The following is a 24398-nucleotide window of genomic DNA, read 5'->3' as shown; positions in this document are numbered from 1 at the left end:
AATATAAAATAGCCAAGATGAAAAAGAATTTTTTATTTGTATTGTCTTTATTTGTAATTTTAGGATTTGCATCATGTAGTAGTGATGATAACGATACTGAAAAACCGGTTATATCGAATGTTGAACCTGCGGATGGTGACATTTTGGTGATAGGAGAGAAGGTTCATTTAGAAATGGATTTGAGTGATAACGAAGAATTGGCATCCTACAAAATCGATATTCACAACAATTTTGATAACCATGAACATTCGAAAGCTAGTTCAAGTGATAGCATCGCATTTTCGTTTGTTAAGACATGGACGGATATTCATGGACAAAAAAACGCACATGTTCATCATCACCAGATAGAGATACCAAAAGAAATGATGGCAAGCGACGGTAAGTTAAGACCAGTTCGCGAAGGTAAATATCATTTTGTAATTTACTGTTTAGACGAGGTAGGAAATGAATCTGTTTTATCCCGTAATGTTATATTGTCATATACAGAACCCGGAGGAGAGCACGACGACGATCTTGGGCATAGCCACTAATAAATCTGTGAAATATATAAAAGAGGTTGTAAGCTTTAGCTTTACAGCCTCTTTTTGTTATATTTGCGCTTGCATTATGTATTAACATATAAAATATATGAATAAACGTTTTCTGCTGATAGTTATATCTGTCTTGTGTACTATTATTATCTTTTTTTCTTGCGAAAAGAGCACCGAGTCAAGTGACACGGAACCGCCTAAGATTATGGATGTGAAAACAAATATAAAAGATGCTGTAGTAACAGACCTTGGCGATTCTCTGTTTTTAAACACAGACTCACTGAATATTGCAAGAATAGATACAATTGTATTAGGACATCGTATTCTTTTTTCTGCTAGATTTACAGATAATGAAGCCTTATCATCTTACAAGGTTGTCATAGATGTCGATCCTGCAAATGAAGGAAATGAAGGAGAGGATGCAATCTTTTATGTAAGTAGAGGGTGGACATTGTTTGGACAAGGGTTGGAATCTGTAAAAAAGGATACTACTATTGTGAAGCAAAACAATATAATAACCACCGAGACCATTGAAGAAATGAAGGCTGGCGATACAGTCGCCAAAGATTATCCCGTAAGAGAAGGAGATTACTCCTTGAAAGTGTGCTGTGTTGATAAGGCGGGAAACCGAGATTCTTTGATACGTACTATCAGATTGTTAAAAAGAGAAACTATACTGAAAAGCCGTCTCCAGTAATAAATATAATTTATAATCGAAGCGTATATCTCACCGGATATACGCTTTTTTTATTTGTTAAAGCTTAAAGCTGTTCTTAAGAATGTTTTTACCTTTGTGCCGATAATTTTAATTTTATTAATGAAATGAAACAAAAACAGAAAAGTTTTAGTGATCAGCGGGCATATCGTTTCAAGCGGTTTGTCAGGAAAGGTTATGGTGCTTTCAACAGCATGCATAGGCTAGTTAACATTGGTGTTGTAGTAGGTTGCGTACTGACGATTGTACCTTCGGCAACAACTTCTGCCCAGTCCGCAGGAGGAGAAGAACAACAAAAAGTGATGGAGAAAGAGTTGGATGAGGTGATGGTCACGGCCTCGCGTATAGAGATGCCGATAAATCAAACAGCCAAACTCGTAACAGTAATCTCTAAAGAGCAGATTGCGCAGGCGCCCGTCCAGAGTATTCAAGACCTGTTAGTGTATGTGGCTAACATTGATGTCATCCAGCGTGGAGGACATGGTGTACAAGCCGATATTTCGATCCGTGGAGGATCATTCGACCAAAATGCAATACTATTAAACGGAGTTAACCTATCCAATTCACACACGGGACATTATAGCTTCGACATTCCCATTAATCTTTCAGACATCGAACGTATCGAAATTCTTCATGGACCATCAGCCTTGGTTTATGGATCAAGTGCATTTTCGGGTGGTGTCAATATCATTACTAAGAAAGCACTAGATTCTAAAGCGTTTGCAAATGTAGAATCGGGTATGCACAAACTTCGGGGAATAGAAGTGAGGGGTGCTACTCAGATCGGTGCTACGAGCAATAGTTTATCAGTCGGTTATAATTCGTCCGAGGGTTATATTGCCAACAGCGACTACGACATCTACAATATGCTATGGCAAACACGATTAAAATTTAAAGGAGAATCTAAATTAGATCTACAATTGGGTTATAACGATAAAAAGTATGGAGCTAATACTTTTTATTCTCCTGCATTTTCTAATCAGTACGAGCGAACCAGCACCTATATGGGTTCGCTGAAAGGTGAGTTTGGCTCTGCTCTCAAAATAATCCCTATCCTCTATTGGGACAGGCATCACGACCAATTCGATTTGGTAAAAGATACTGATTACGGTCGTAATTATCATCGGAACGATACTTATGGCGCTAACCTAATCTTCATGTACCGTTCTAAGCTAGGAAGTACAAGTCTAGGAGGGGAATTGCGTAGAGAGGATATCATGAGTAGCAATTTAGGTAAGCCAATGGTAGAGCCACACCGTAAATATAAGATGTATGACGACCGTACCAATGCCAGTGTGGTATTGGAGCATACCTTGAATCTGAATAAATTTATAGTATCGGCAGGAGTATTGGTAAATCATAATACGTTATTGGATGGGGAGTATAAGTTTTTCCCTTCTGTTGATATCGGTTATCGGCCTATAGATGAGTTCAAGATATATACGTCGTGGAGTAAATCTACACGTATGCCTACATTTACAGACCTATATTATACAACCGAGACACATAATGGCAACGATGGTTTAAAGCCCGAGAAATCGGAATCGTTAGATCTTGGGTTTAAATACAATGATTCATTTGTGAGTGCCTATCTTACAGGTTTCCTGATGTGGGGACGTGATATAATCGATTGGGTGAAAATCAATCCCGAAGATAAAAAATGGGCATCATGGAATCACACTGAATTAAATACACAAGGTATAGAAGCCGGTGTTAAATTTCAATTGGGTAGCTATTTACCGGCATTAGGACGAAAATCTTATCTGGCATTCGATTATGCAAGATTGCATCAGGATTGCAATACAGATGGTCTTCAATCTATATTCTCGCTTAACTATTTGAGAGATAAATTTACAACACAGTTCAGTCACGAAATATATGACGGATTATCAGCCGGATGGTTCTTTCGCTATCAAAAGCGTATGGGCTCTTACGAAAAATATGAGAATCAGGTGAAAGTAGGTAATGAACGATACCCTGCTTTTTCGACACTAGATCTTAAATTGAATTATACGTATGATAATCTGAACTTTAATCTGAATCTGAATAATCTTTATAACACTGATTATTTTGACCGGGGTAATATTCCCCAACCCGGATTCTGGCTGATGGGTGGAATTAGTTATACATTTAAATAATAGCACAATATGAAACTATTATTAATATCACTGTTCGCTTTATTGCAGCCGAATGCAGATGATTTCAAATTGCAGAATGGCGATCTGATATTTCAGGAGGCGTGTTCGGGCGATGTAGCTACAGCTATAAAAGACGTAACTAAAAGTTCAGATGGCAATCAATTTACACATGTCGGTATTGTTTACATCGATGAAAATGAGAATGTTTTTGTGTTGGAAGCCACTCATCCGAAGGTAACATTAACGCCGCTGAACGAGTATCTATATCCTCAAGAGTATAAAGATTATTATCCTAAATCGGTTGTTGGTCGTCTCAAAAATGAATATCAATATTGCATTCCTAAAGCATTAAAAGAGGGGATGAATTTGATAGGGAAAGATTATGATTATGGCTATATATTAAATAATGATCAGTATTATTGTTCCGAATTGGTTTATGATATTCTGCTGAAGGCAAACAATGGTCTGCCTGTATTTCCTTTGAATGTCATGACTTTCAAATCATCAGAAACAGGAGAGTTTACAAAAGAATGGATCGATTATTTTGATCGGTTAGATGTACCTGTTCCCGAAGGCGAAATGGGTATCAATCCCGGAGCAATGTCTCGGTCTGATGTCTTGAGCATCATTCATTATTATTGACATAGTATTTTGAAAATAAGAAAGGCGGTCCATAACGGATCGCCTTTCTTTATAATTATATTCTTTGTCAGAATAATTTACTGTTTGATGAATGTGTTATAAGTTTCGATTATTTTGTTGTAATCAGACATCGAATAATTGTATAATTGGTTCATCTCATCACTAGTACCTGTTTGACTTTCTATTTTATCAGCAAGTTTAGTTAAGTAAGACACACAAGAGATAAAATGACGGTAATAGTTTTGATAAACCTCTTTATAGTACACATCACTTAATTTCGAGACATCTTTAGTGGAGATATCTTTATTTTTTTCTAATGTAGCAGATAATGTGCTTAATTCACTTTTTATAGAAGTGATATCGACATCTTCTCTGTTAAGATTGTTGAGAATTCCGTCCAGATCAATAAGATCTTTTTTCATTGGAATAACAAAACTAGCAATTGGACTACTTTCCAATAATATAAGTTCAGCCTTGCTTCCTGCAACGGATGCTTCCTTAGATGCTTCAGCCCATGATTGTTTCGCCTTATTTACATATAGGGCTAGACTGTCTTTTATTGATGCATATTTGGTATATTCCGTATCTGCTATATACTCCTTGTTTGAAAAATAAGCGCTAAGATTACCACACCATTGACTAATGGATTTCATATTGTTTTCACCTTCAGTAACTGCTTTTTTGATAGCATCTTTTTCCGGGAAACTTTGAACACCTGTTAGGGCAGTCGTGTATTCTTGTTGCTGGCGTGGCTGAACAGAAACCACATCGCATCTTATAGCAAAAGGCTGCATATTGGGATTCCTTTTTATTCTATTCAAATTATTTTCAGCATTATCGAATGAGCTTTTGTAATTCTTTAGTGTTTCGTTATACGAATTTCCAAGAGCAATTACAGTGTTACTGAAGCGTATGATATTAGACGCATCTAATTCAGCTTTTGTAGGTTTTTTTTGAGCAAATGTGCTTGTTGCGACAAGGCTTATCAAAGCGAGTACAATTAATCTAAGTTTCATTTGTAAGTTTATTAAAATTTGGAGGTGCAAAGATAAGTTTATATAGGAAATAAAAAGATAAAAAATGAGATATGTGTATGTTTGACGCACAATTGCTGAAAGATTAACATTTTAGTAATAGTACAGATAGAAAAAGGACTGCTTAAATAATAAGCAGTCCTTTTTCGTTAATTGATAATTTAAATTATTGAGCTTTTCTATATACAAATTCGCGAGCTATTTCTCCGTTATAAAATTGTTTAACAGGATATCCGTCCTGATCGTATTCATAAGTAATGACAGCTTCAGAATCGTTTACTCTGGTATCATCTATATCGAACGATGTAGCACTGTTTTTACCCATAAATTCGGCACACCACTTCAAATTATTCATGTGATAAGCCCAAAACCATTCGGGCAAATTTTGAATGTTGGCAAAAGGCGAAATGTCATTTCCGTATGTATAATCGATATCGCGTTGACCACCATCAGCTACGAAGTGAAAAATATATCTGGTAAGGTTATTATTGTTATCATAATTGAACTCTTCCCAAAGAACTTCGTCTGCAAAAGTTGTTTTAGTTAAACGCCCTAAGCTATCGATATGTATGCGGTTGCTCTCGGTTGCTCTACCTTGCAATTTCCCTCTCATAGATACATTTTCTGTTACATAATCGGGGCTTGTGTACGTATATCTGATATTCGTAATTATATCCCCTCTGTCGCGGTTCATATTGCGTTCTATCAGTCGGTCACTTTTATCGTATTTCAAAGAGTATTCACGATAAAATGCTATACCCATCTCTGAAAAAAAGACCAGCTGATTTTTAGCGTTATACCTGAACTCGATTGTTTCGCTTTCCACAGTAGAATTGATTCTATGTACTAGCTTTTTAACCTGGGCATTTAAACTGCATGTAGTTAAAAGGATGGCAACAATGATTAATAATTTCTTCATATAGGTGTAATAAGAGTAATATGATTTTGTATAAATAATTACTTATAATAACAGATAACAGCGTATTTAAGTTTTTATTATTTAAAGAATAAAAAAATGTAATGATTTGAAGCTTCTTTGTGCTAAAAATAGTGAAAAAATAAGAACCATCCGGGAAGGATGATTCTTATTTTTATTATCAGGAAGTTATTTATTCGTATTCATCCCAATGCTTGATCTCGATATCGTCTACATCCATTTTACAGAATGCTTGGATATATGCGGATGCTAAGCGTGAGTTGGTTAATAATGGCACATTGTAGTCGATAGATGCGCGTCGTATTTTATATCCGTTGTTCAGCTCACTAGATGAGAAGTTCTTCGGAATATTCACCACCATGTCTATCTCTTTGTTTTGTATCATTTCCAATGCACTTGGTTTTTGATCTTCGCTAGGCCAGTATACTTGTGTCGAAGGTACTCCGTTATCCTCAAGGAATTTTTGAGAACCACCTGTTGCATATAGATCATATCCTTTCAGATGTAGCAATCTAGCAGCTTCCAGCATATCTACTTTCGATTTAGCCGGACCGGTTGAGAATAATACAGACTTCTTAGGAATACGGTGACCTACCGATAGCATCGATTTTAGCATTGCGTCGTAGAAGTTATGGCCAATACAGCCTACTTCTCCTGTCGAAGCCATATCTACACCCAGTACAGGGTCGGCTTTCTGCAAGCGTGAGAATGAGAATTGCGATGCTTTGATACCTACATAGTCAAGATCGAATGCATTCTTATTCGGCTTTTCAACCTCTTTGCCAAGCATTACCTGAGTAGCAAGGTCGATGAAGTTTATCTTCAACACTTTCGATACGAATGGGAATGATCGTGATGCGCGTAAGTTACACTCGATTACTTTTATATCGTTGTCTTTCGCTAAGAATTGAATATTGAAAGGTCCTGTTATTTGCAGTTCGTGTGCTATTTGTTTTGCAACCTTCTTCACTCGGCGTATTGTTTCCACATATAAGCGTTGTGCAGGGAATTGTATTGTAGCATCACCCGAGTGTACTCCTGCAAACTCTACGTGTTCCGATATGGCATACATTACCACATCTCCTTTGTTTGCCACAGCATCAAATTCAACCTCTTTCGCATTTTCCAGGAACTCACTAACTACTACCGGATGTTTTTTAGAAACCTCGGCAGCTAGTCCTAAGAAGTTTTCTAGTTCCTGATCGTTAGAACATACGTTCATCGCAGCACCCGAGAGTACATAAGATGGACGAATCAGTACCGGATAACCTACTTCTTCCACAAATACTTTGATGTCGTCAAGCGATGATAATTCTTTCCAGCGTGGTTGATCTACACCTATTCTGTCGAGCATGCTCGAGAATTTGTGACGGTCTTCTGCATTGTCGATACTTTTAGCAGTAGTTCCAAGTATATTTACTTTTGCTTCATCCAGACGGATAGCTAAGTTGTTTGGTATCTGTCCACCTACCGAAAGGATTACTCCGTGAGGATTTTCCAGTTCGATGATATCCATTACACGCTCGTAAGTCAACTCGTCGAAGTATAGGCGGTCACACATATCGTAGTCAGTCGAAACTGTCTCAGGATTGTAATTTATCATTACCGATCGGTAGCCTTCTTTGCGGATACTTTGCAATGCGTTAACCGAACACCAGTCAAATTCTACCGATGATCCGATGCGGTATGCTCCCGATCCCAATACAATTACCGATTTTTTGTCTCCCAGATACTTCACATCGTTTTCTTTACCATTATAGGTGATGTAGAGGTAGTTGGTTTGAGCAGGATATTCTGCTGCCAGTGTATCTATTTGTTTTACACATGGTACGATACCGTTTTCCTTACGTATGCGGCGTACTTCGTGTGTTATAGCTTCAATCAAGGTCGGTTCTTTGCATACTAATTTTGCTATCTGGAAGTCAGAGAATCCCATTTTCTTAGAAGCAAGTAGCAGATTAAGAGGTAACGATTGGATATCGTCAAACTTCTCTATCTCTTTAGAGCAACTATAGATATATTGCAGTTTTTGTAAGAACCAGCGATCTATCTTAGTCAGGTCATGTATTTGATCTACTGTATATCCTTTAATAAATGCTTGTTCTATGCAGAAGATACGTTTATCTGTCGGATTCTTCAGACTTTCATCCAAATCGTCTATTTCGAGTGGTTTGTTAGCAGCAAATCCGTGCATGCCGATATTGATCATACGAAGTCCTTTTTGGATGGCTTCTTCGAAGGTACGACCAATAGCCATAATTTCACCTACCGACTTCATACTCGAACCGATTTCTTTAGATACTCCGTGGAATTTACCTAAATCCCAACGAGGAATCTTAACTACTACATAGTCGAGTGCAGGTTCGAAGAATGCGCAGGTCGATTTTGTTACCGAATTTTTCAGTTCGAACAATCCATAACCTAGTCCTAGTTTTGCAGCTACAAAAGCAAGTGGATATCCTGTTGCTTTCGATGCCAGCGCAGACGAGCGGCTTAGGCGGGCGTTAACCTCTATCACACGGTAGTCTTCCGATTCGGGGTCGAATGCATATTGTACGTTACATTCTCCAACTATTCCGATATGTTTTACGATACGGATAGCCAGTTCGCGTAATTTGTGAAATTCTGAGTTGGTCAGTGTTTGCGATGGTGCAACAACGATACTCTCTCCGGTGTGGATACCAAGAGGGTCGAAGTTTTCCATATTGCACACTGTCATACAGTTACCATACTTGTCACGTACTACTTCGTACTCAATTTCTTTCCAGCCTTTTAGCGATTTTTCCACCAAAAGTTGAGTAGAGTAGGCGAGAGCTTTTTCTGCGAGTGCACGTAGTTCTTGTTCGTTGTCACAGAATCCCGAGCCTAGCCCTCCAAGTGCATAAGCAGCACGTACAATAATCGGATAACCTAAGTCGGCAGCAGCTTTTACCGCATCTTCTATAGTTCCGACTGCCATGCTCTTGATCGTTTTTACATCGATCTGATCGAGTTTCTTCACGAAAAGCTCACGATCTTCGGTGTCCATGATCGCTTGTACAGGTGTTCCGAGAACACGTACATTATATTTTTCCAGCGTACCTGCTTCGAAAAGTTGTACACCGCAGTTTAATGCTGTTTGTCCGCCAAATGCAAGTAATATTCCGTCTGGTTTTTCTCTTTTGATGACCTTTTCAACAAAGTAGGGAGTGATTGGTAAGAAATATATCTTGTCGGCACTGCCTTCCGATGTTTGTACAGTTGCAATATTGGGGTTGATAAGTACTGTCTCTATTCCTTCTTCCTTAAGAGCTTTCAGCGCTTGCGAACCAGAATAGTCGAACTCTCCGGCTTCTCCGATCTTTAAAGCTCCCGAACCGAGGACTAATACTTTTTTTACATCTATATCCATTTTATATTATCTTTATTTTTTGTGGATTATAATTTATCTATAAACATATCGAATAAGAAGTCTGTATCAGTAGGACCACTCGCAGCTTCAGGATGAAATTGAGCCGAGAAGAAAGGTTTCGTTTTATGTTTGATACCTTCGTTTGTTCCGTCATTCAGGTTGATAAAGAATGGTTCCCATTCGCTACCCAACGAGGTGTTTGATACAGCGAATCCGTGATTTTGAGAAGTGATGAAGCATCGTGTCGTGTTAACCATTCTTACTGGTTGATTGTGGCTACGATGTCCGTATTTCAGTTTATAGATGGTTGCACCACCTGCTTTCGATAGCAGTTGGTTACCCATGCAGATTCCACAAATAGGTTTTGTACCTTCCATTGCTTTGCGGATATTTTGTACTGTTGCTTCGCAGAAGTCAGGATTTCCGGGACCATTTGAAATAAACAGACCGTCCCACTCCAATTGGTTGAAGTCGTAATCCCAAGGCACACGTACTATTTTAATGTTCTTCTTTAGTAAGCAGCGGATGATATTATGTTTTACCCCGCAATCTACAAGTACTATTGTCTTAGCTCCGCTACCATATTCAATAACCTCTTTGCAGCTTGCTTTCGCTACTTGGTTTTCGATATTCGGGTCGATAAAGTCTATCTCGTTTGCATCTTTGAAAACAATTTTGCCTTTCATCGCACCTTTTTCGCGGATGATCTTTGTCAGCTCACGTGTATCGATATCATATATACCGGGTACATCATGTTCTTTCAACCAATCGCCAAGGCTTTTCTTTGCATTCCAGTGTGAATATTCGGGAGAATAGTTAGAAACAATTAATCCACTTACCTGTATTTTTTCAGATTCGAAAAAATCTGAGATTCCATTTGTAAATGTATTGTCCGGAACACCATAGTTACCTACAAGAGGAAAAGTGACAACAAGAATTTGTCCCAGATAAGAGGGGTCTGTAAGGCTTTCAGGGTAGCCCACCATGGCTGTGCTGAATACCACTTCGCCGGCACTGGCTTTCTCTGATCCAAAAGATCTTCCTTCGAAGACTGTTCCGTCGTCAAGAATTAATTGAATTGGTTTGTCTGACTGCATTTTTTGTTACAAATATAAATTGTGAGTAATAAGCTATTTACAAAGTTAAAAAAAAAGGAACGAGATATCTAACATATCTGTTCCTTTAGTCTTTATTATAATTGAATGTATTTTCTTCTTTATCATTTTTTCAAATATCCAAGGGTATAATTATGTACATGAATATCTAAAGCACAAAGGTAAAAATAAAAAACAAATTAAACCAACCCTTAATCGTAATATTTGAAAAATAATTTGGTTGTTGTGCCTCTTCCCCGATAAAGTAGGCAATAGAGTAATATTGGCAATGTTCTGTATATGCAGGTTATGACCTTTTTTAGTTGCTTTTTCTAACAAAATCTTATTAATATATAAAAATATATATACATCAGTTTTAATCTATATTTTCTGAAAACTAATTTTGTTTTCCATTGTTTTAGTATTCAGGGAATATCCTATTAATCTCGTAAAAAAAGAAAAAATGTTATATAGTATAATCGGTTATGTAAAAGAGTTCGTGGCAAATGCTGTGGACGAAAACTCCGCAGTGCCAAGTGATAAAAAAGACCTGGCCAGTGAGGCTACAACTGCTGCTGTAATTAATGGATTCAGGGAACATTTTACGTCAGATAATATTTCAGGACTTACCGATCTTTTTTCAGGGAAAGGCCATTCTATTGTAGACAGTCTAAAGAAGGCCGTTAGTGATACTCTTACTGAAAAAGTGGGATTAAGTACCGAAATAGCCAATAGTATCTCGACTTCAGTTGTTCCTCCTATTATAAAAGCTATTTCGAATAAAGTGAATGATCCGAATGAGAAAGATTTCTGTGTAGAGTCTGTTATTGGTGCATTTATAGGCGAAAAGGCAAATAAGAAAGGTGGTCTTTTAGATACAATAGGTGGTTTTTTCGGTTAAGAAAAAACTACTATAAAAATACAAAGCCCAATATTCTAAATCGAATATTGGACTTTGTATTTTTAGTAAACTTTTATCTCGTCGATCATAAGATATGCCTTCTGGCCTTTTTTCTTATGCCAGTCGGGTAAGGTCTTGATCGATTCGGCTATAACTTTTACATATCTTGTCTTTATTGGAGTGAATTTCGCATCTATACTTACGATCATAGGAGAAACATCTTTACCGGGAATAGGGTAAGTATCATTATATATTTGTTTATAATCTTTACCATTATCCGAAGTTAATATTGTAAGTCTTTTCATCTTGAACAGGTCGCCTCTTGTGTTTACAAAGCAATTTATAACGACTGAAGATATTTCAGTTTCGTTTTTCATGTCTATAATAGCTTCCATGTCTGTGCCTAAGAATCCTATCCGTGTGCCTGTTCGGTAACTGGTTATCGCGCCTAGCTGTCCGTCAACAAGAGTTGTTGCTCCATTGAATGAATAACGGCTGGCTGGCTCATGTTTAAGTTGTATGGGTTTTGCTATTGCTTTATGCGATACAAATTTTTTCGTATATGGATTCCCTTTGTTCTTTCCTGATATAGCTTTTATGGTCATATCATTATTTATAGTAATAGGGGTGTTGTATAGTGTCGATTTATTCGTCGGTTCTTCTCCGTTTGTAGTATAATAAATGGGGCTGTTGTCAAATGTTGACAAATATATCCTTATCTCGTTCATGGTTGTATCTATAACAATAGAATCTTGGACTCCATAGGCTTGTTTGCAATTTTCATAACCTAATCTATCGAAGTGTTCCGATAGATTGTAAAGGCGTGAAACGAAATTGTTATAATCTTTCTTCTCCGGATTTGTCCAAAGTGTTTCAGCTAATGCAGCCATGCGGGGTAGTAACATATATTCTACATTTTTACTTGTAGGCATGTATTCTGACCATATATTTACTTGTGCACCCTGTATGTGTTTTTTGCTATTAATATTTAATCCTGCTGGCATAGGGTTGTATGAATACACTTTCTTTAGATCGGTCAGCCAGCCAAACGTAAACGGCTCTTTATCGACATCAGGCGATTGGTAATAATCGAGATAGAGGTATGCTTCGGGAGTCATTATTACATCATGCCCTTTATTGGCAGCATAAATTCCGCCTTCTGTTCCTCGCCACGACATTATCGTTGCATTGGGTGCAATCCCACCTTCAAGTATCTCATCCCAACCGATTATTTGTTTTCCCTTTGTGTTTATCATCTTTTCTATACGAGCAATAAAATAACTTTGGAGTTGCTCACCTAAAGAATGTTCTTTTGTTTCATGCAATCTCAGTTCTTTCATTCTGCTCTTACATTTAGGACATTCCATCCACCTGTTTTTCAGGCATTCATCGCCGCCTATGTGTATATATTGAGATGGGAATAGCTCTGCCACTTCGCTGAATACATTATCGAGGAAAGAGAATACATCTTCGTTTCCTGCACATAGTGCGTCTTCATATATTCCCCACTCAGAACCTACAGTGTATGGTCCTCCTGTACAGCCCAATTCGGGATAGGAAGCTAGTGCAGCCAACATGTGTCCGGGAAGATCGATTTCCGGAATAACAGTTATATGTCGTTGAGCAGCATAGGCAACTATATCTTTTATTTCGTCTTGAGTATAATATCCGCCATGAGGAGTGTGGTCGAATGTGGCTGTATGCCTGCCTATAATTGTTGAATCTCGTTGCGAGCCTATTTCAGTTAATTTAGGGTATTTCTTTATTTCGATGCGCCATCCTTGATCATCGGTTAAATGCCAATGAAAAACATTCATATTGCACAATGCTAATACATCGATATACTTTTTGACAAAATCCGCTGAAAAAAAGTGTCGTGATACATCGAGCGAAGCACCACGATGTTTATAGTATGGAAAGTCTTTTATTTCTCCGGCAGGGAATTCAATATAGTCTTTGGCACTTGTTGGTATCGATTTGCGTAGTGTTTGTATGGCATAGAAAATGCCAGCCTCGCTACTACCATCGATTGTCATATTGTCTTTATTTATTGAGAGAGTGTAGCTTTCCTTATTTTCGTTTTCGAGAGTGTTTTTGAGGAATATATTGTTGGTTAATGTGCTTGCGCTTTCTCCAATATTTATTGTATAACCGGTTATGTCAGATAGGTCTTTGGCAAGAAATTCGGCTAGTATTCGGTGACTATTATTCTCTTTTTGATAAACAATTTTGGTCGATTTATTCAATATGAATGGATCGCCTTCTGTTAATTTTATTTCTTGTGGTAAAGGAACGACATTGTAGTCTGCTAGTCTGAAATCTTTGTCCTGAACACATGATATGATTAAAATAGTAAAAATGATAGATGTAAAGTATTTGTACATGGCTCAGAATGTTAGAAAAATGTGTTTAATTTGATTAATCTTATCAAATATAGTGTTTATTGTGAAATAAATGCTCGAAATTTTTGTATTTTTGCATGACGAAAATATCTAAATGAATTAAAGATGAAGGTTCTAAAGTTTGGTAGTGCATCTATAGCTACAGCAGAAAAAATAGGGCATGTTGCCACAATAGCAACGCAAGAGCGAGGTAATATAATTGTTCTATCTTCGATGCGTGGTACAGCAGAAGCTTTGGCCGAAATATCGGATTATTTATATAAAAAGAATCAAGAAGGTGCTATTGAAATCATTAATAGGCTTCAATCTCATTTTCAGAATTTAGTTTCTGAACTTTTCGTAAATCAAGATGCGAAAAGTCAGGCCGATCAATTTATTGAAGACAAATTCAATCATATCCGATCTTTCACAAAAGATCTTTTCACACTGTTCGAAGAACGGGTTGTGATGGCTCAGGGCGAACTTATCAGCTCGGAGTTATTTTATATATATCTAAAACAAAAAGGATTAAATGTAGTTTTGCTGCCTGCACTCGATTTTATGCGTACAGACAAAAACTCTACTCCCGACCCTGTTTATATAAAAGACAAACTAAGCGCTTTGCTCAATGCATCCGAAGGTGCGGATATTTACATTACGCAAGGATATATTTGCCGTAATGCATACGGTGAGATCGATGATCTTCACCGAGGAGGTAGCGATTATACAGCATCATTGATTGGTGCGGCTGTCAGCGCAGAAGAAATACAGATATGGGCTGATGTAGATGTTATGCAAAATAACGATCCCCGTTATGTAAAGGATACTACTCCCGTTCGTCAGCTAAACTTCGATGAGGCTGCCGAATTAGCATACTTTGGGGCTAAGATACTTCATCCTACATGTATATCTCCGGCTAAACTTTCTAATATACCTGTACGTTTAAAGAACATGCAGAAACCGGAAGCTCCGGGAACTGTTATATCGAATGCAATAGAGCCTCATACAATAAAGGCAATAGCTGCAAAAGAAAATATTACAGCAATAAAAATAAAATCGGGGAGAATGCTTCTTGCTCATGGTTTCCTTCGTCGTGTATTTGAAGTTTTTGAGAACTATCAGACCTCTATCGACATGTTGACAACATCTGAGATAGGTGTGTCGCTGACTATTGATAATGATAGAAATCTTCAACATATTTTAGATGATCTCAAGAAGTATGGAACAGTGTCTACCGATAGCAATATGGTGATTATATCGGTTGTCGGTGATCTGAATTTCGAAGATGCTCAGCTTGCAGCAAAAATACTCGATGCTGTTAAGGATATTTCTGTTCGTATGGTTTCGTATGGCGGAAGTAAATACAATTTCTCTTTCCTTATACAACGAAAGGATAAAGAGAAAACATTACAAATATTGAATGACAAGCTATTTAATTAAATTTTAATTCTTAATTATAACAATAATGACAAAAGGAACATTTCCTATTGACAAACTTAAAGGTATAGAGACGCCTTTCTATTATTACGATATGGAGCTTTTGAAAAAAACGCTTAAGATTGTAAAAGAAGAGACTAAAAAATATGGTTTTATTCAGCATTATGCAGTAAAAGCAAATGCAAACCGTCGCATCCTGGAAGTAATAGCAACCGAAGGTTTTGGTGCGGACTGTGTTAGCGGAAACGAAGTAAAAGCAGCTATGGCTGCAGGTTTTCCTGCTTCTAAAATAGTTTTTGCAGGTGTTGGTAAAACTGATAAGGAAATTAATGTAGCATTAGATTATAATATCTTTTGTTTCAATGTTGAGTCGTTACCCGAATTGGAAGTTATAAATGAACTGGCTGCTAAAAAAGGTAAATTAGCGCAAGTCGCACTGCGTATCAATCCGAATGTGGATGCACATACGCATGAATATATCACTACCGGACTGAGTGAGAATAAATTTGGATTCAATATGAATCACTTGGATAAGGTTATTGAGAAAATTGGAACATTAAAGAATATAAGTCTGATAGGAATCCATTTTCATATTGGCTCTCAAATAGAAGATGTAACTACATTTGCACCGCTTTGCGCACGTGTAAATGAATTGCAAAAGTTCTTCGAAGAAAGAGGTATTCAATTGCCACATATTAACCTTGGTGGTGGTTTGGGTATCGATTATGAAGATCCAACAGCTAATCCGATTTCTGATTTCGTAGCGTACTTCGAGTTATTTCATAAGAACTTGCAATTGCGTGAAGGACAAACTGCTCATTTCGAACTAGGTCGTTGTATTGTTGCTCAATGTGGTGCATTAATGACAAAAGTTACTTATGTGAAAGAAGGCGAGAATAAAAAATTTGCTATCTTAGACGCCGGTATGACCGATCTTATTCGTCCAGCGTTGTATCAGGCATATCATAAAATAGAAAATATATCATCGGATCTGCCAGTACAGAAATATGATGTAGTAGGGCCTATTTGCGAATCGTCGGATACCTTTGCTAAAGATTACGAATTGAACGAAACAAAAAGGGGAGATCTCATTGCACTTCGTTCAGCGGGTGCTTATGGAGAGATAATGGCTTCGCAATATAATTGCAGAGAGATTCCTAAAGCATATTTTTCGGACAAAATATAATTAAAGACATATTTAATAATGTGCAAGGGTCGTATGAAAAGATATGGCTCTTGCGCTTTTTTGCGAAACACGTTTTTTTTTGAACAAGTAAACTAAAATGGAGCAAATCTTATCCTACTTTATATTTGACAAGATAGAAATTATCGGGTTATCGTTTTTCTTCCTGTTTTTCTTATTACAAATCTTTTATTACGTAATATATTATAGAAAGCCTTTAATATATGCGCGTAAGCAGGAAGAAGCTAATAGAGAAGGACGATTTTTAGAAAATAAGCCTAAGGTTTCTGTTATAATAGAATCGGAGAATGAAGCTTACCGCTTGGAGAAAAGTTTGCCCTTGATTTTAGAGCAGGATTACCCCGATTTTGAAGTTATAGTAGTAAATAACGGATCTACCGATGAGAGTTACGATCTACTACAATCGCTCCGACTTAAATATCCGAACTTGTATCATACTTATGTGCCTAACTCTAGCGATAGATCTTTCGGTCGTCGAAAATTAGCACTCACATTGGGTATAAAAGCTGCAAAAGGAGATGTATTATTGTTTACCGAACCTTATTCGCAACCTGTTTCTGATCAGTGGATATCGTTGATGGTGAAGAATCTAAAAGATGATAAAGAAGTTGCCTTAGGTTATTCATATTATAGAAAATCGAAGAGTTTCTTTAATCGCATAGCTCGCTTCGATAATCATTTATTCAGTATGCAATATTTATCTATGGCTATCAGAAATAAACCATTTATAGGTGTATACAGAAATGTTGCCTTTCGTAAAAGCTTGTTTTTCGATAATAAGGGTTTTGCATCGTTTCTTGGACTGGAAAGTGGAGAAGTGGTCTTTCTTAATCAGATTTTGACAAGAGAAAATACCGTGGTAGTAGCGTCGCAAGACAGCTTTATAGAAACTAACATGGATAATTCGTCTCTGTGGAAACAAATAAAGAAATCTTATTCGTCGGCGAAACCTCATTTTAAAGGTAAGGCAGTGAAAATATTTGCTTTAGAATATTTTTCGCGCTATGTTTTTTATCTTGCTTTGGTTGGATTAGTTGCTTATTCTGCTGTATTTCAAAACTGGGCGTTATTAGGGATAGTTCTTTTTATCTTTTTACTGCGGCTGATATTACAATTGGTTGTACTCAATAAGTCAGCCAGTTATTTTTGTTCAGGTAAATTCCACTTTTCTTTGTTGGTAGCAGATGTATTTCAACCCATCTATAATCTGAAATACAGGAGTCGTCAGCGCAGATTTAAACGCTGATATTTATTCAGCTACTTCTTGAGTGTTTATTGCACTTTTAGCCTTTAGTCTTTGGAATGGTTTGTTGATCTTTTCTTCCCATATCAGCCATAATACAAACATTACACCATCGTAATATAGCCAAGTGAATACATCACGGTGAAAAACATTGAACCAATCCACGTAAAATACCCAATAGCTTGCTCTTGTATTTTCCCAGGTGCGACCATTGTACCACTCGTTAACAGGAATGAACCACAGAGGGTAAGGATCTTTTATGATTATACATATAATCGCTAAGCGAAGTATATTTATTATAAGAAGGATAAAAAGTGATAGCGGTATAAACCATAGTTTCTTTTTTATCGGGCCAAAATAAAACACCATGATAAACAGAAACATAAATAATTGTTTCAGCCCTGTACAACCCCAAATGATGTCAACGCGTAATGAACCGTCGAAGAAAATGGTACTGCCTTCTATTTTGAAATCAGAGTATCCGAATAAAGTATGCACAGTCCAATACACAGCTTTAGCAGTCCAGAGGCATATCCCGTCAGTATAAGATGTAAGATCGTTACCCAAAACAAGTAATACTCTTTCGTCTACACCTTGGTGGACACATAGCTTCCAGATCAGGTCGAATAAAATAAATAAGAAGAGAAACCATATAATATCCTTAAATGGCTCTATTATTTTGAAATATTTGTTCGAACTTAACTTTGCTGTTATATCCATCGCGTAGTTTGATTGCTATGCGAAGATATTAAGAATAAGTATAATTAATATTTTTAAGATAAAAAAAATATGACATTTTATCTAAAAAGTCTGTTAACTAAGTTTTTTTAATTTACTTTGCACAAATTTCATACTGTTTTTAGGTGAACTTAGTAATAGATCAGGGTAATACTGTAACCAAAGTCGCTTTTTTCGAAGCTGGTGTACTTATCGAGACATTTCTTTACGATATTTTTGACGTAAATGTTTGTTCTTCATTATTAGCCCATTATACTGTCGAAAGATGTATATTCTGTAGTGTGATACACGCTTCACCCGAAATTTTGGCATATTTGAATAATAATTTGCCTAATTTTATGTTTATAGATGAGAATACGCTTTTGCCGATAAACAATAGGTATAAAACACCTAAAACATTAGGAAAAGATCGTTTAGCTGCAGTTGTAGGAGCAAATGAAATTTTTCCGGGAAAGAATATATTGGTTGTAGATATAGGGACTGCTATTACTTACGAATTTATTGATAGCCTGTCTAATTATTATGGAGGAAATATATCGCCCGGTATAAGTATGAGATTTAAAGCTTTAGATAAATATACAGGGAAGCTTCCTTTGATAGACCGCTATGGAGAACTCACAAATATGGGATATGATACTGAAACGGCGATCAGAGCAGGAGTGATAAATGGTGTAATTTATGAGATTCGCTCTTACATAGAACGTTTTTCTACAAAATATCCGGATATAGAAGTTGTTCTTACCGGAGGGCATACAAAATATATAGAATCGCAATTGAAAGAGCCTGTATTTGTTGATATAGACTTAGTATTGAAAGGATTAAACAGAATATTGAATTATAATGTTAAAGAATAAAAAACTTTTGCTCATAGCCATTATGGCTTGTTTCTTTTGCTCTGTAGGAGCACAGACAAATTCTCCTTATAGTAGATATGGTTATGGAGTCTTAAGGGATCAGGTCGTAGGACCATCCAAAGGTATGGGTGGAATTGGTTATGGACTTCGCAATAGTTTAAGTGCTAACCCATCGAATCCGGCTTCGTATTCGGGAGTTGACTCGCTTACATTCCTTTTTGATGTGGGTGTTTTTGCAAATAAAGCAAAATTGAGTGATAATTCGGGATCGCGTTCCGACTATAACGGTGGACTCGATTATATTACAATATTAATGCCGGTAGGCAAGGGAATCGGTGTCAGTGCAGGTATATTACCATTCAGTAGTGTTGGGTACGACTTTGGAGCTTCGGGCACAGAAGGTTCGGTGAACTATATTCGTACTTTTAATGGATCAGGTGGTTTTAGCCAAATATATGCTGGAGTGGGATATAAAACACCTTTTGTGAAAGGATTATCGGTTGGAGCAAATGCGTCGTTCTTATTTGGTACACTAAGTCATACACGTAGCCTTTCTTATTTGAGTACTTATGGTAACCTATCCACTGAAATTAGTGAGTTGACCATGAAAACGTTTAAATTTGATATTGGAGCGCAATATGAAACACAATTAAACAAAAATAATAAGTTGATTCTTGGAGCTGTATTTTCTCCTTCTATGAATACTACAGCCAATTTTCAGAACTTACATCGTGAGTTTACAGCGGCTGGATCTACAATATCTATCGATACTTTAGCCGTAAATGGTGTAAATGCAGGTATGCCTTCTACTGTGGGGCTCGGTTTTACTCTCGTTCATAAAAATAAATTAGTAGTAGGAGCTGATGTTCTGTACCAGAGTTGGACTAAAGTTAAATATTCATCGCTGATGGGCGATGGACTTAAAGCGTCAGATCGTTTCAATGATAGATGGAAATATAGTGTCGGAGGAGAATTTACGCCGGATCCGCTATCAAGAAGTTTTATTCAAAGAGTTAAATTTAGAGCAGGGGCTAATTATAGTAATTCGTATCTGAATGTTATGAACTCGGCAGGTGAAATAAATGGTTTTAATGAGTATGGTGCTACTATCGGATTTGGGATACCACTACGAGACAGAGAGTCGTTTGGTAGCAGAACTTCTTATTTGAATATAAATTTGGAGTATAAGAAAATAAAACCGGAAGTAAGCAGTATGATTGACGAGCAATATTTTGGAATATCAGTCAATGTAAATATGAATGAGCTGTGGTTCTTCAAAAAGAAAGTATATTAAATAAATAATAGATAGATGGTAGCCTCAATAAATTATTGGGGCTCGTTCTTTTCTACGAATTATAGTTTATAGGGTGATGTCAAAGTTCAAATCGAAGAAGGTGATTAGTATAGTAGTGATATTAGCAATAATAGTACTTGTAGCCTATTCTATGTTCGGAGAAAAGAAGGAAACGGATGAGCCTGTCGATTTGGTTTATAATCCAGACTCTATACCTATGTTGAATACCGACAGCGTAACGATGCTTATATCGGACTCTGGTCTTATTCGCTATAAAATGTTAGCGAAGACTTGGTTGGTATTTAGCGAAGCTAAAGATCCTTATTGGTTATTTCCAGATGGCTTTTATGGAGAGCAATTTGACTCTTTATTCAATATAATATTAACAGTGAAAGCCGATTCCGTTTGGAATTTCGAAAAACGTAAGTTATGGCAGTTACGAGGTAATGTATTTATTCGAAATAGTGTTGGGGAAACCTTTGCCAGTGAAGAATTGTTTTGGGACCAACGCGACCAAAAAATATATTCAAACCAATTTGTAGAAATCAACAGACCCGAAAAAGGTATTTTGAGAGGAAGTGGCGGTTTTGAGGCGAATCAGCAAATGACAGAATATAAATTCGCAAAAGTCCGAAATTCGGAGATATATGTAAATGAAGATAATGAGGCGGACGAAGAAAAAATAGAATAGTCTGCTAATTTTGAGTGGAATTTAATCTCAATTTATTATCTTCGCGTGCTGAATGTAAATTATTCGTAAAATAGAATAGTAATAAAATAACAATAATAAAAATTTAGATGGCTGCATTACAGGTAATTAGAGGCAGGGCTGGCTTGCTTATCGGTGTTTTAGGAGTGGCATTACTGGCATTTATTTTGTCAGATTTCTTCACTTCAGGAAATGCTTTTTTTAATAAATTTAAGGACAATGCATTTGCAGTAAACGGAGATGTTGTATCTACTGGTAAATATACCGATAGAGTTGAAGAAAGAGAATTCTTCGAAAAAGTAATGTCTAATAAAAGTAATTTAGACGAAGCTACTATGTCTCAGATAAGAGAAGTGGTTTATCAGCAAATGGTTAAAGAGATGATGCTTGATGAGCAATCGGAAGCTTTGGGCTTAGCTGTAACTCCCGAAGAATTGTCGGACATGGTTTATGGAGAAAATGTTTCTCCGATGCTTGCGAGATTACCTATATTTGTTGACCCTCAAACCGGAAGATTTGAAAAAGCTTATTTAGTTGAGTTTTTAACAGATATAAATAAAGATCCGTCGGCTTTATCACCGCAGCAACAACAAGACCTGTTAACCCGCAAAAAATTATGGGCGACTATAGAAGGCATGTTGAAATATCAACGCCTTGAAGAAAAATACGCATCGCTTGTTGCAGGAACAGTTCTCGTAAATGATGCAGAAGCGAAAGCTGCATATACAGATTCTAAAAATGTAGCGAGTATCGCTTATGTTGTTGAAAAATATACATCTCTTTCAGATTCTTCGGTAACCGTATCTGATGCAGAATTAAAAGCTCTTTACGATTTACGTAAGAATAGCTTTAAAATAGATAGCGAACTTCGTAAGATATCATACTTTATAAAAGATATGATCCCAAGTGAAGATGATTATGCTGCTGTAAAAGCTGAAATGGATGAAGGTGCAGAAAAATTGGCTACTACAGATAATCCGGCATTAGTTGTTGCAGGCTTTTCGGGTAATCAATATATCGATACATATATAGCAGTTTCAGCTCTTCCTGCGGAGGCAAAAGCTTTTGTAGAATCAGCATCTATTGGTCAGATTTATGGACCGGTTCGTGATAATCAATCATTTATAATGTATAAATTAGTTGATAAAACAATTGCTCCGGATTCTATAAAATTGCAAATAATACCATTGCCTCAAGGACTGGAGTTTAATGCAGCTAATGCAATTGCAGATAGCCTTTTGAATGTAATAAAAGGTGGAAAAGAATTTGCCGTTGTGGCAAATGAGATTATGCCGGGTTCAAATGGCGGAGAATTGCCTATGATAGACGAGATGAGCTTAGCCAGAGCTGGTGTTCCTAAAGAATGCTTTGAAGCAGCAAAAGGTGAGGTGTTGAAGATCGCTATAAATGGAGAGACTCAATTGGTACGCGTTGCAGGTAAATCTAATCCCGTTCCGAAAGTGAAATTGGCTGTGGTTCAATTACCGGTAGTTGTTAGTGATAAAACACAAAGTGCTATTGATAATGAATTGAATCAATTTATTAGTGAAAATGGAAACTTGGAGAATTTCAACAAAGCAGCTCAAGCAAAAGGATACAGTATTGTACCAGATGCTCTAATTTCTCCATCAGAGATAGCTTTGAATCAAACAGCAGGTACACGTCAGGTTATTCACTGGGCTTTCAATGAAAAAGTAGGAACAGTGAAGAAATTCGATATGTCTGACAAGCGAATAATTGCAATAATTGCAGGAGAGATAAATGACGATTATTTACCTCTGTCTGAATTGAGAAAAGGATTGGAAGCAGAACTTATCAGAGATAAGAAAGCTGAAAAAATAATTGCAGATTTGAAGGCTAAAAATCTAACGTCTTTAGACGCCTATGCAGATGCTGTTGCAGGCAAGGTCGATACTGTTAAGTTTGTTACTTTCCAAACCGGAGATATTGCAGGACCGGGTTACGAACCTGTTTTGAATATATATTCAAAAATAGGGCAAACAGGTAAATTAGAAGGTCCGGTTAAAGGGCGTGCAGGTGTTTATGCAATCAATGTTGTGGAAAAAACTGAAAGTCCAACAGAGTATAATTCTACTCAGATTAAACAATTTCTACGTCAAAATAGCTATTATCAGCTAATGTCTGGAGCATTGCAAGCACTTCAAGGTAAAATGGACGTGAAAGATAACAGAGTTAAATTCTGGTAATACTGGAATTATTATAATAACCCATAAAATCCCTTGTAGTTTGTCTATAAGGGATTTTGTGTTTTTAATATTTGTAATGACAAAGAAAGAGCGCTATACAAAAGTCCTTAATTGGTTTGAGCAAAATATGGCAGTGGCCGAAACAGAGCTGCATTATAATTCGCCATTCCATTTACTGATAGCTGTGATTTTGTCGGCTCAATGTACCGACAAACGAGTAAATATGGTTACACCGGCATTGTTTGAGGCATACCCTACGCCAGAAGTAATGGCTGTATCTTCGCCTGAAGTTGTTTATGAGTATATCAAAAGTATTTCTTATCCCAATAATAAGGCTAAGAACTTAATCGGTATGGCTCGTAAATTGATGGCCGATTTTGGGGGCGAGGTGCCACAGAATCTTGAAGAGTTGGAGTCATTACCTGGGGTTGGTCGTAAAACTGCGAATGTAATGCTTATAGTAGCTTTTGGGAAGCCGGCAATGCCAGTCGATACACATGTGTTTAGAGTATCTAATAGAATTGGACTTACCGATAACTCTAAAACACCACTAGAGACCGAAAAAGAATTAGTGAAATACATCCCAAAACGGCTATTGCCAAAAGCACATCATTGGCTTATTTTGCATGGAAGATATATTTGTTTGGCTCGTAAACCAAAATGTGAAGAATGCGGTTTAACTATGTGCTGCAAATATTTCTTGAAAATAGGAAAAAAAGAGCTTTTGTAAGTTGCTTAAAACTAGGAGACTTGTAATTATTTTGTTTTTATTTGAAAAAAACTTCTTGAAATGTTTGGAGTTCCGTATAATTAATACTTATCTTTGCACCCGCTTCACCGCTGAACGCAGCGCATGAAGTTGATAAAAAAAGAAGCGATCTTTGACTAAATGATAACAATAAACAATAAAGAGTAGTACAAGGGAATTATGTATTGATTCGTTCAATAC

General features: G+C 36.8%; 19 protein-coding genes. 13 read left to right on the top strand and 6 right to left on the bottom strand.

Features of this window, described 5'->3' with window-relative positions:
* Positions 1 to 17 precede the first annotated feature (17 nt).
* The 4 genes from G7Y56_RS14475 to G7Y56_RS14460 all read left to right on the top strand — a co-directional run bounded on the left by G7Y56_RS14475 (position 18) and on the right by G7Y56_RS14460 (position 4025).
* Positions 18 to 530 carry a DUF4625 domain-containing protein gene (locus G7Y56_RS14475; RefSeq protein WP_165044536.1) on the top strand — a complete coding sequence of 171 codons (513 nt, stop codon included), beginning with the start codon at positions 18 to 20 and terminating at the stop codon, positions 528 to 530.
* A gap of 97 nt (positions 531 to 627) precedes the next feature.
* The gene (locus G7Y56_RS14470; RefSeq protein WP_165044534.1) at positions 628 to 1227 is read left to right on the top strand and encodes a DUF4625 domain-containing protein; all 600 of its coding nucleotides are present in this window, start codon (positions 628 to 630) and stop codon (positions 1225 to 1227) included.
* A gap of 125 nt (positions 1228 to 1352) precedes the next feature.
* A complete protein-coding gene (locus G7Y56_RS14465; protein WP_165044532.1) occupies positions 1353 to 3383 on the top strand; it encodes a TonB-dependent siderophore receptor in 2031 nt (676 codons plus the stop codon).
* Positions 3384 to 3392: 9 nt separating this feature from the next.
* A complete protein-coding gene (locus G7Y56_RS14460) occupies positions 3393 to 4025 on the top strand; it encodes a YiiX/YebB-like N1pC/P60 family cysteine hydrolase (RefSeq protein WP_165044530.1) in 633 nt (210 codons plus the stop codon).
* Positions 4026 to 4102: 77 nt separating this feature from the next.
* Here the strand turns inward: G7Y56_RS14460 and G7Y56_RS14455 are convergent, their stop codons facing one another.
* The 4 genes from G7Y56_RS14455 to carA all read right to left on the bottom strand — a co-directional run bounded on the left by G7Y56_RS14455 (position 4103) and on the right by carA (position 10484).
* The gene (locus G7Y56_RS14455; protein ID WP_165020834.1) at positions 4103 to 5041 is read right to left on the bottom strand and encodes a hypothetical protein; all 939 of its coding nucleotides are present in this window, start codon (positions 5039 to 5041) and stop codon (positions 4103 to 4105) included.
* A gap of 184 nt (positions 5042 to 5225) precedes the next feature.
* Complete coding sequence (locus G7Y56_RS14450) at positions 5226 to 5978, bottom strand: hypothetical protein (protein WP_165044528.1); 753 nt, start codon at positions 5976 to 5978, stop codon at positions 5226 to 5228.
* 190 nt (positions 5979 to 6168) lie between these two features.
* Complete coding sequence (carB, locus tag G7Y56_RS14445; protein ID WP_165020836.1) at positions 6169 to 9387, bottom strand: carbamoyl-phosphate synthase (glutamine-hydrolyzing) large subunit; 3219 nt, start codon at positions 9385 to 9387, stop codon at positions 6169 to 6171.
* A 26-nt stretch (positions 9388 to 9413) separates the two neighbouring features.
* Positions 9414 to 10484: a glutamine-hydrolyzing carbamoyl-phosphate synthase small subunit gene (carA, locus tag G7Y56_RS14440; RefSeq protein ID WP_165020837.1), complete on the bottom strand. Its 1071-nt coding sequence runs from the start codon at positions 10482 to 10484 to the stop codon at positions 9414 to 9416.
* Between the two features lie 460 nt (positions 10485 to 10944).
* On the opposite strand from carA, the gene G7Y56_RS14435 reads away from it, so the two are divergent.
* Positions 10945 to 11382: a hypothetical protein gene (locus tag G7Y56_RS14435; protein ID WP_165020838.1), complete on the top strand. Its 438-nt coding sequence runs from the start codon at positions 10945 to 10947 to the stop codon at positions 11380 to 11382.
* 62 nt (positions 11383 to 11444) lie between these two features.
* Here the strand turns inward: G7Y56_RS14435 and G7Y56_RS14430 are convergent, their stop codons facing one another.
* The gene (locus tag G7Y56_RS14430; RefSeq protein WP_165044526.1) at positions 11445 to 13766 is read right to left on the bottom strand and encodes a family 20 glycosylhydrolase; all 2322 of its coding nucleotides are present in this window, start codon (positions 13764 to 13766) and stop codon (positions 11445 to 11447) included.
* A 123-nt stretch (positions 13767 to 13889) separates the two neighbouring features.
* On the opposite strand from G7Y56_RS14430, the gene G7Y56_RS14425 reads away from it, so the two are divergent.
* The 3 genes from G7Y56_RS14425 to G7Y56_RS14415 all read left to right on the top strand — a co-directional run bounded on the left by G7Y56_RS14425 (position 13890) and on the right by G7Y56_RS14415 (position 17650).
* A complete protein-coding gene (locus G7Y56_RS14425) occupies positions 13890 to 15203 on the top strand; it encodes an aspartate kinase (RefSeq protein ID WP_165044524.1) in 1314 nt (437 codons plus the stop codon).
* A 25-nt stretch (positions 15204 to 15228) separates the two neighbouring features.
* Entirely contained in the window at positions 15229 to 16386 is a 1158-nt protein-coding gene (gene lysA / locus G7Y56_RS14420; protein ID WP_165044522.1) for a diaminopimelate decarboxylase, read from the top strand.
* A gap of 97 nt (positions 16387 to 16483) precedes the next feature.
* A complete protein-coding gene (locus tag G7Y56_RS14415; protein ID WP_165044520.1) occupies positions 16484 to 17650 on the top strand; it encodes a glycosyltransferase in 1167 nt (388 codons plus the stop codon).
* A gap of 3 nt (positions 17651 to 17653) precedes the next feature.
* Here G7Y56_RS14415 and G7Y56_RS14410 read toward each other — a convergent pair whose 3' ends face one another.
* Positions 17654 to 18367, bottom strand: coding sequence for an archaeosortase/exosortase family protein (locus tag G7Y56_RS14410; RefSeq protein ID WP_165044518.1), 714 nt, complete (start codon positions 18365 to 18367; stop codon positions 17654 to 17656).
* A gap of 143 nt (positions 18368 to 18510) precedes the next feature.
* Between G7Y56_RS14410 and G7Y56_RS14405 the strand changes: the two genes are divergently transcribed.
* From G7Y56_RS14405 to nth, 5 genes are all read left to right on the top strand, one after another.
* Positions 18511 to 19239, top strand: a complete 729-nt coding sequence (locus G7Y56_RS14405; RefSeq protein WP_165044516.1) for a type III pantothenate kinase — start codon at positions 18511 to 18513, stop codon at positions 19237 to 19239.
* Positions 19226 to 20533, top strand: coding sequence for a hypothetical protein (locus G7Y56_RS14400; protein ID WP_165044514.1), 1308 nt, complete (start codon positions 19226 to 19228; stop codon positions 20531 to 20533). The genes G7Y56_RS14405 and G7Y56_RS14400 overlap by 14 nt, the downstream gene beginning before the upstream one ends.
* 76 nt (positions 20534 to 20609) lie before the next feature.
* A complete protein-coding gene (gene lptC / locus G7Y56_RS14395; protein WP_165044512.1) occupies positions 20610 to 21224 on the top strand; it encodes an LPS export ABC transporter periplasmic protein LptC in 615 nt (204 codons plus the stop codon).
* A gap of 107 nt (positions 21225 to 21331) precedes the next feature.
* Entirely contained in the window at positions 21332 to 23449 is a 2118-nt protein-coding gene (locus G7Y56_RS14390; RefSeq protein WP_165044510.1) for a peptidylprolyl isomerase, read from the top strand.
* A 76-nt stretch (positions 23450 to 23525) separates the two neighbouring features.
* Positions 23526 to 24179, top strand: a complete 654-nt coding sequence (nth, locus tag G7Y56_RS14385) for an endonuclease III (protein WP_165044508.1) — start codon at positions 23526 to 23528, stop codon at positions 24177 to 24179.
* Positions 24180 to 24398 lie beyond the last annotated feature (219 nt).

It is taken from the genome of Dysgonomonas sp. ZJ709 (assembly GCF_011039195.1).
In the GTDB taxonomy this organism is placed as follows: domain Bacteria; phylum Bacteroidota; class Bacteroidia; order Bacteroidales; family Dysgonomonadaceae; genus Dysgonomonas.
This window is presented reverse-complemented; position numbering and strand designations above follow the sequence as displayed.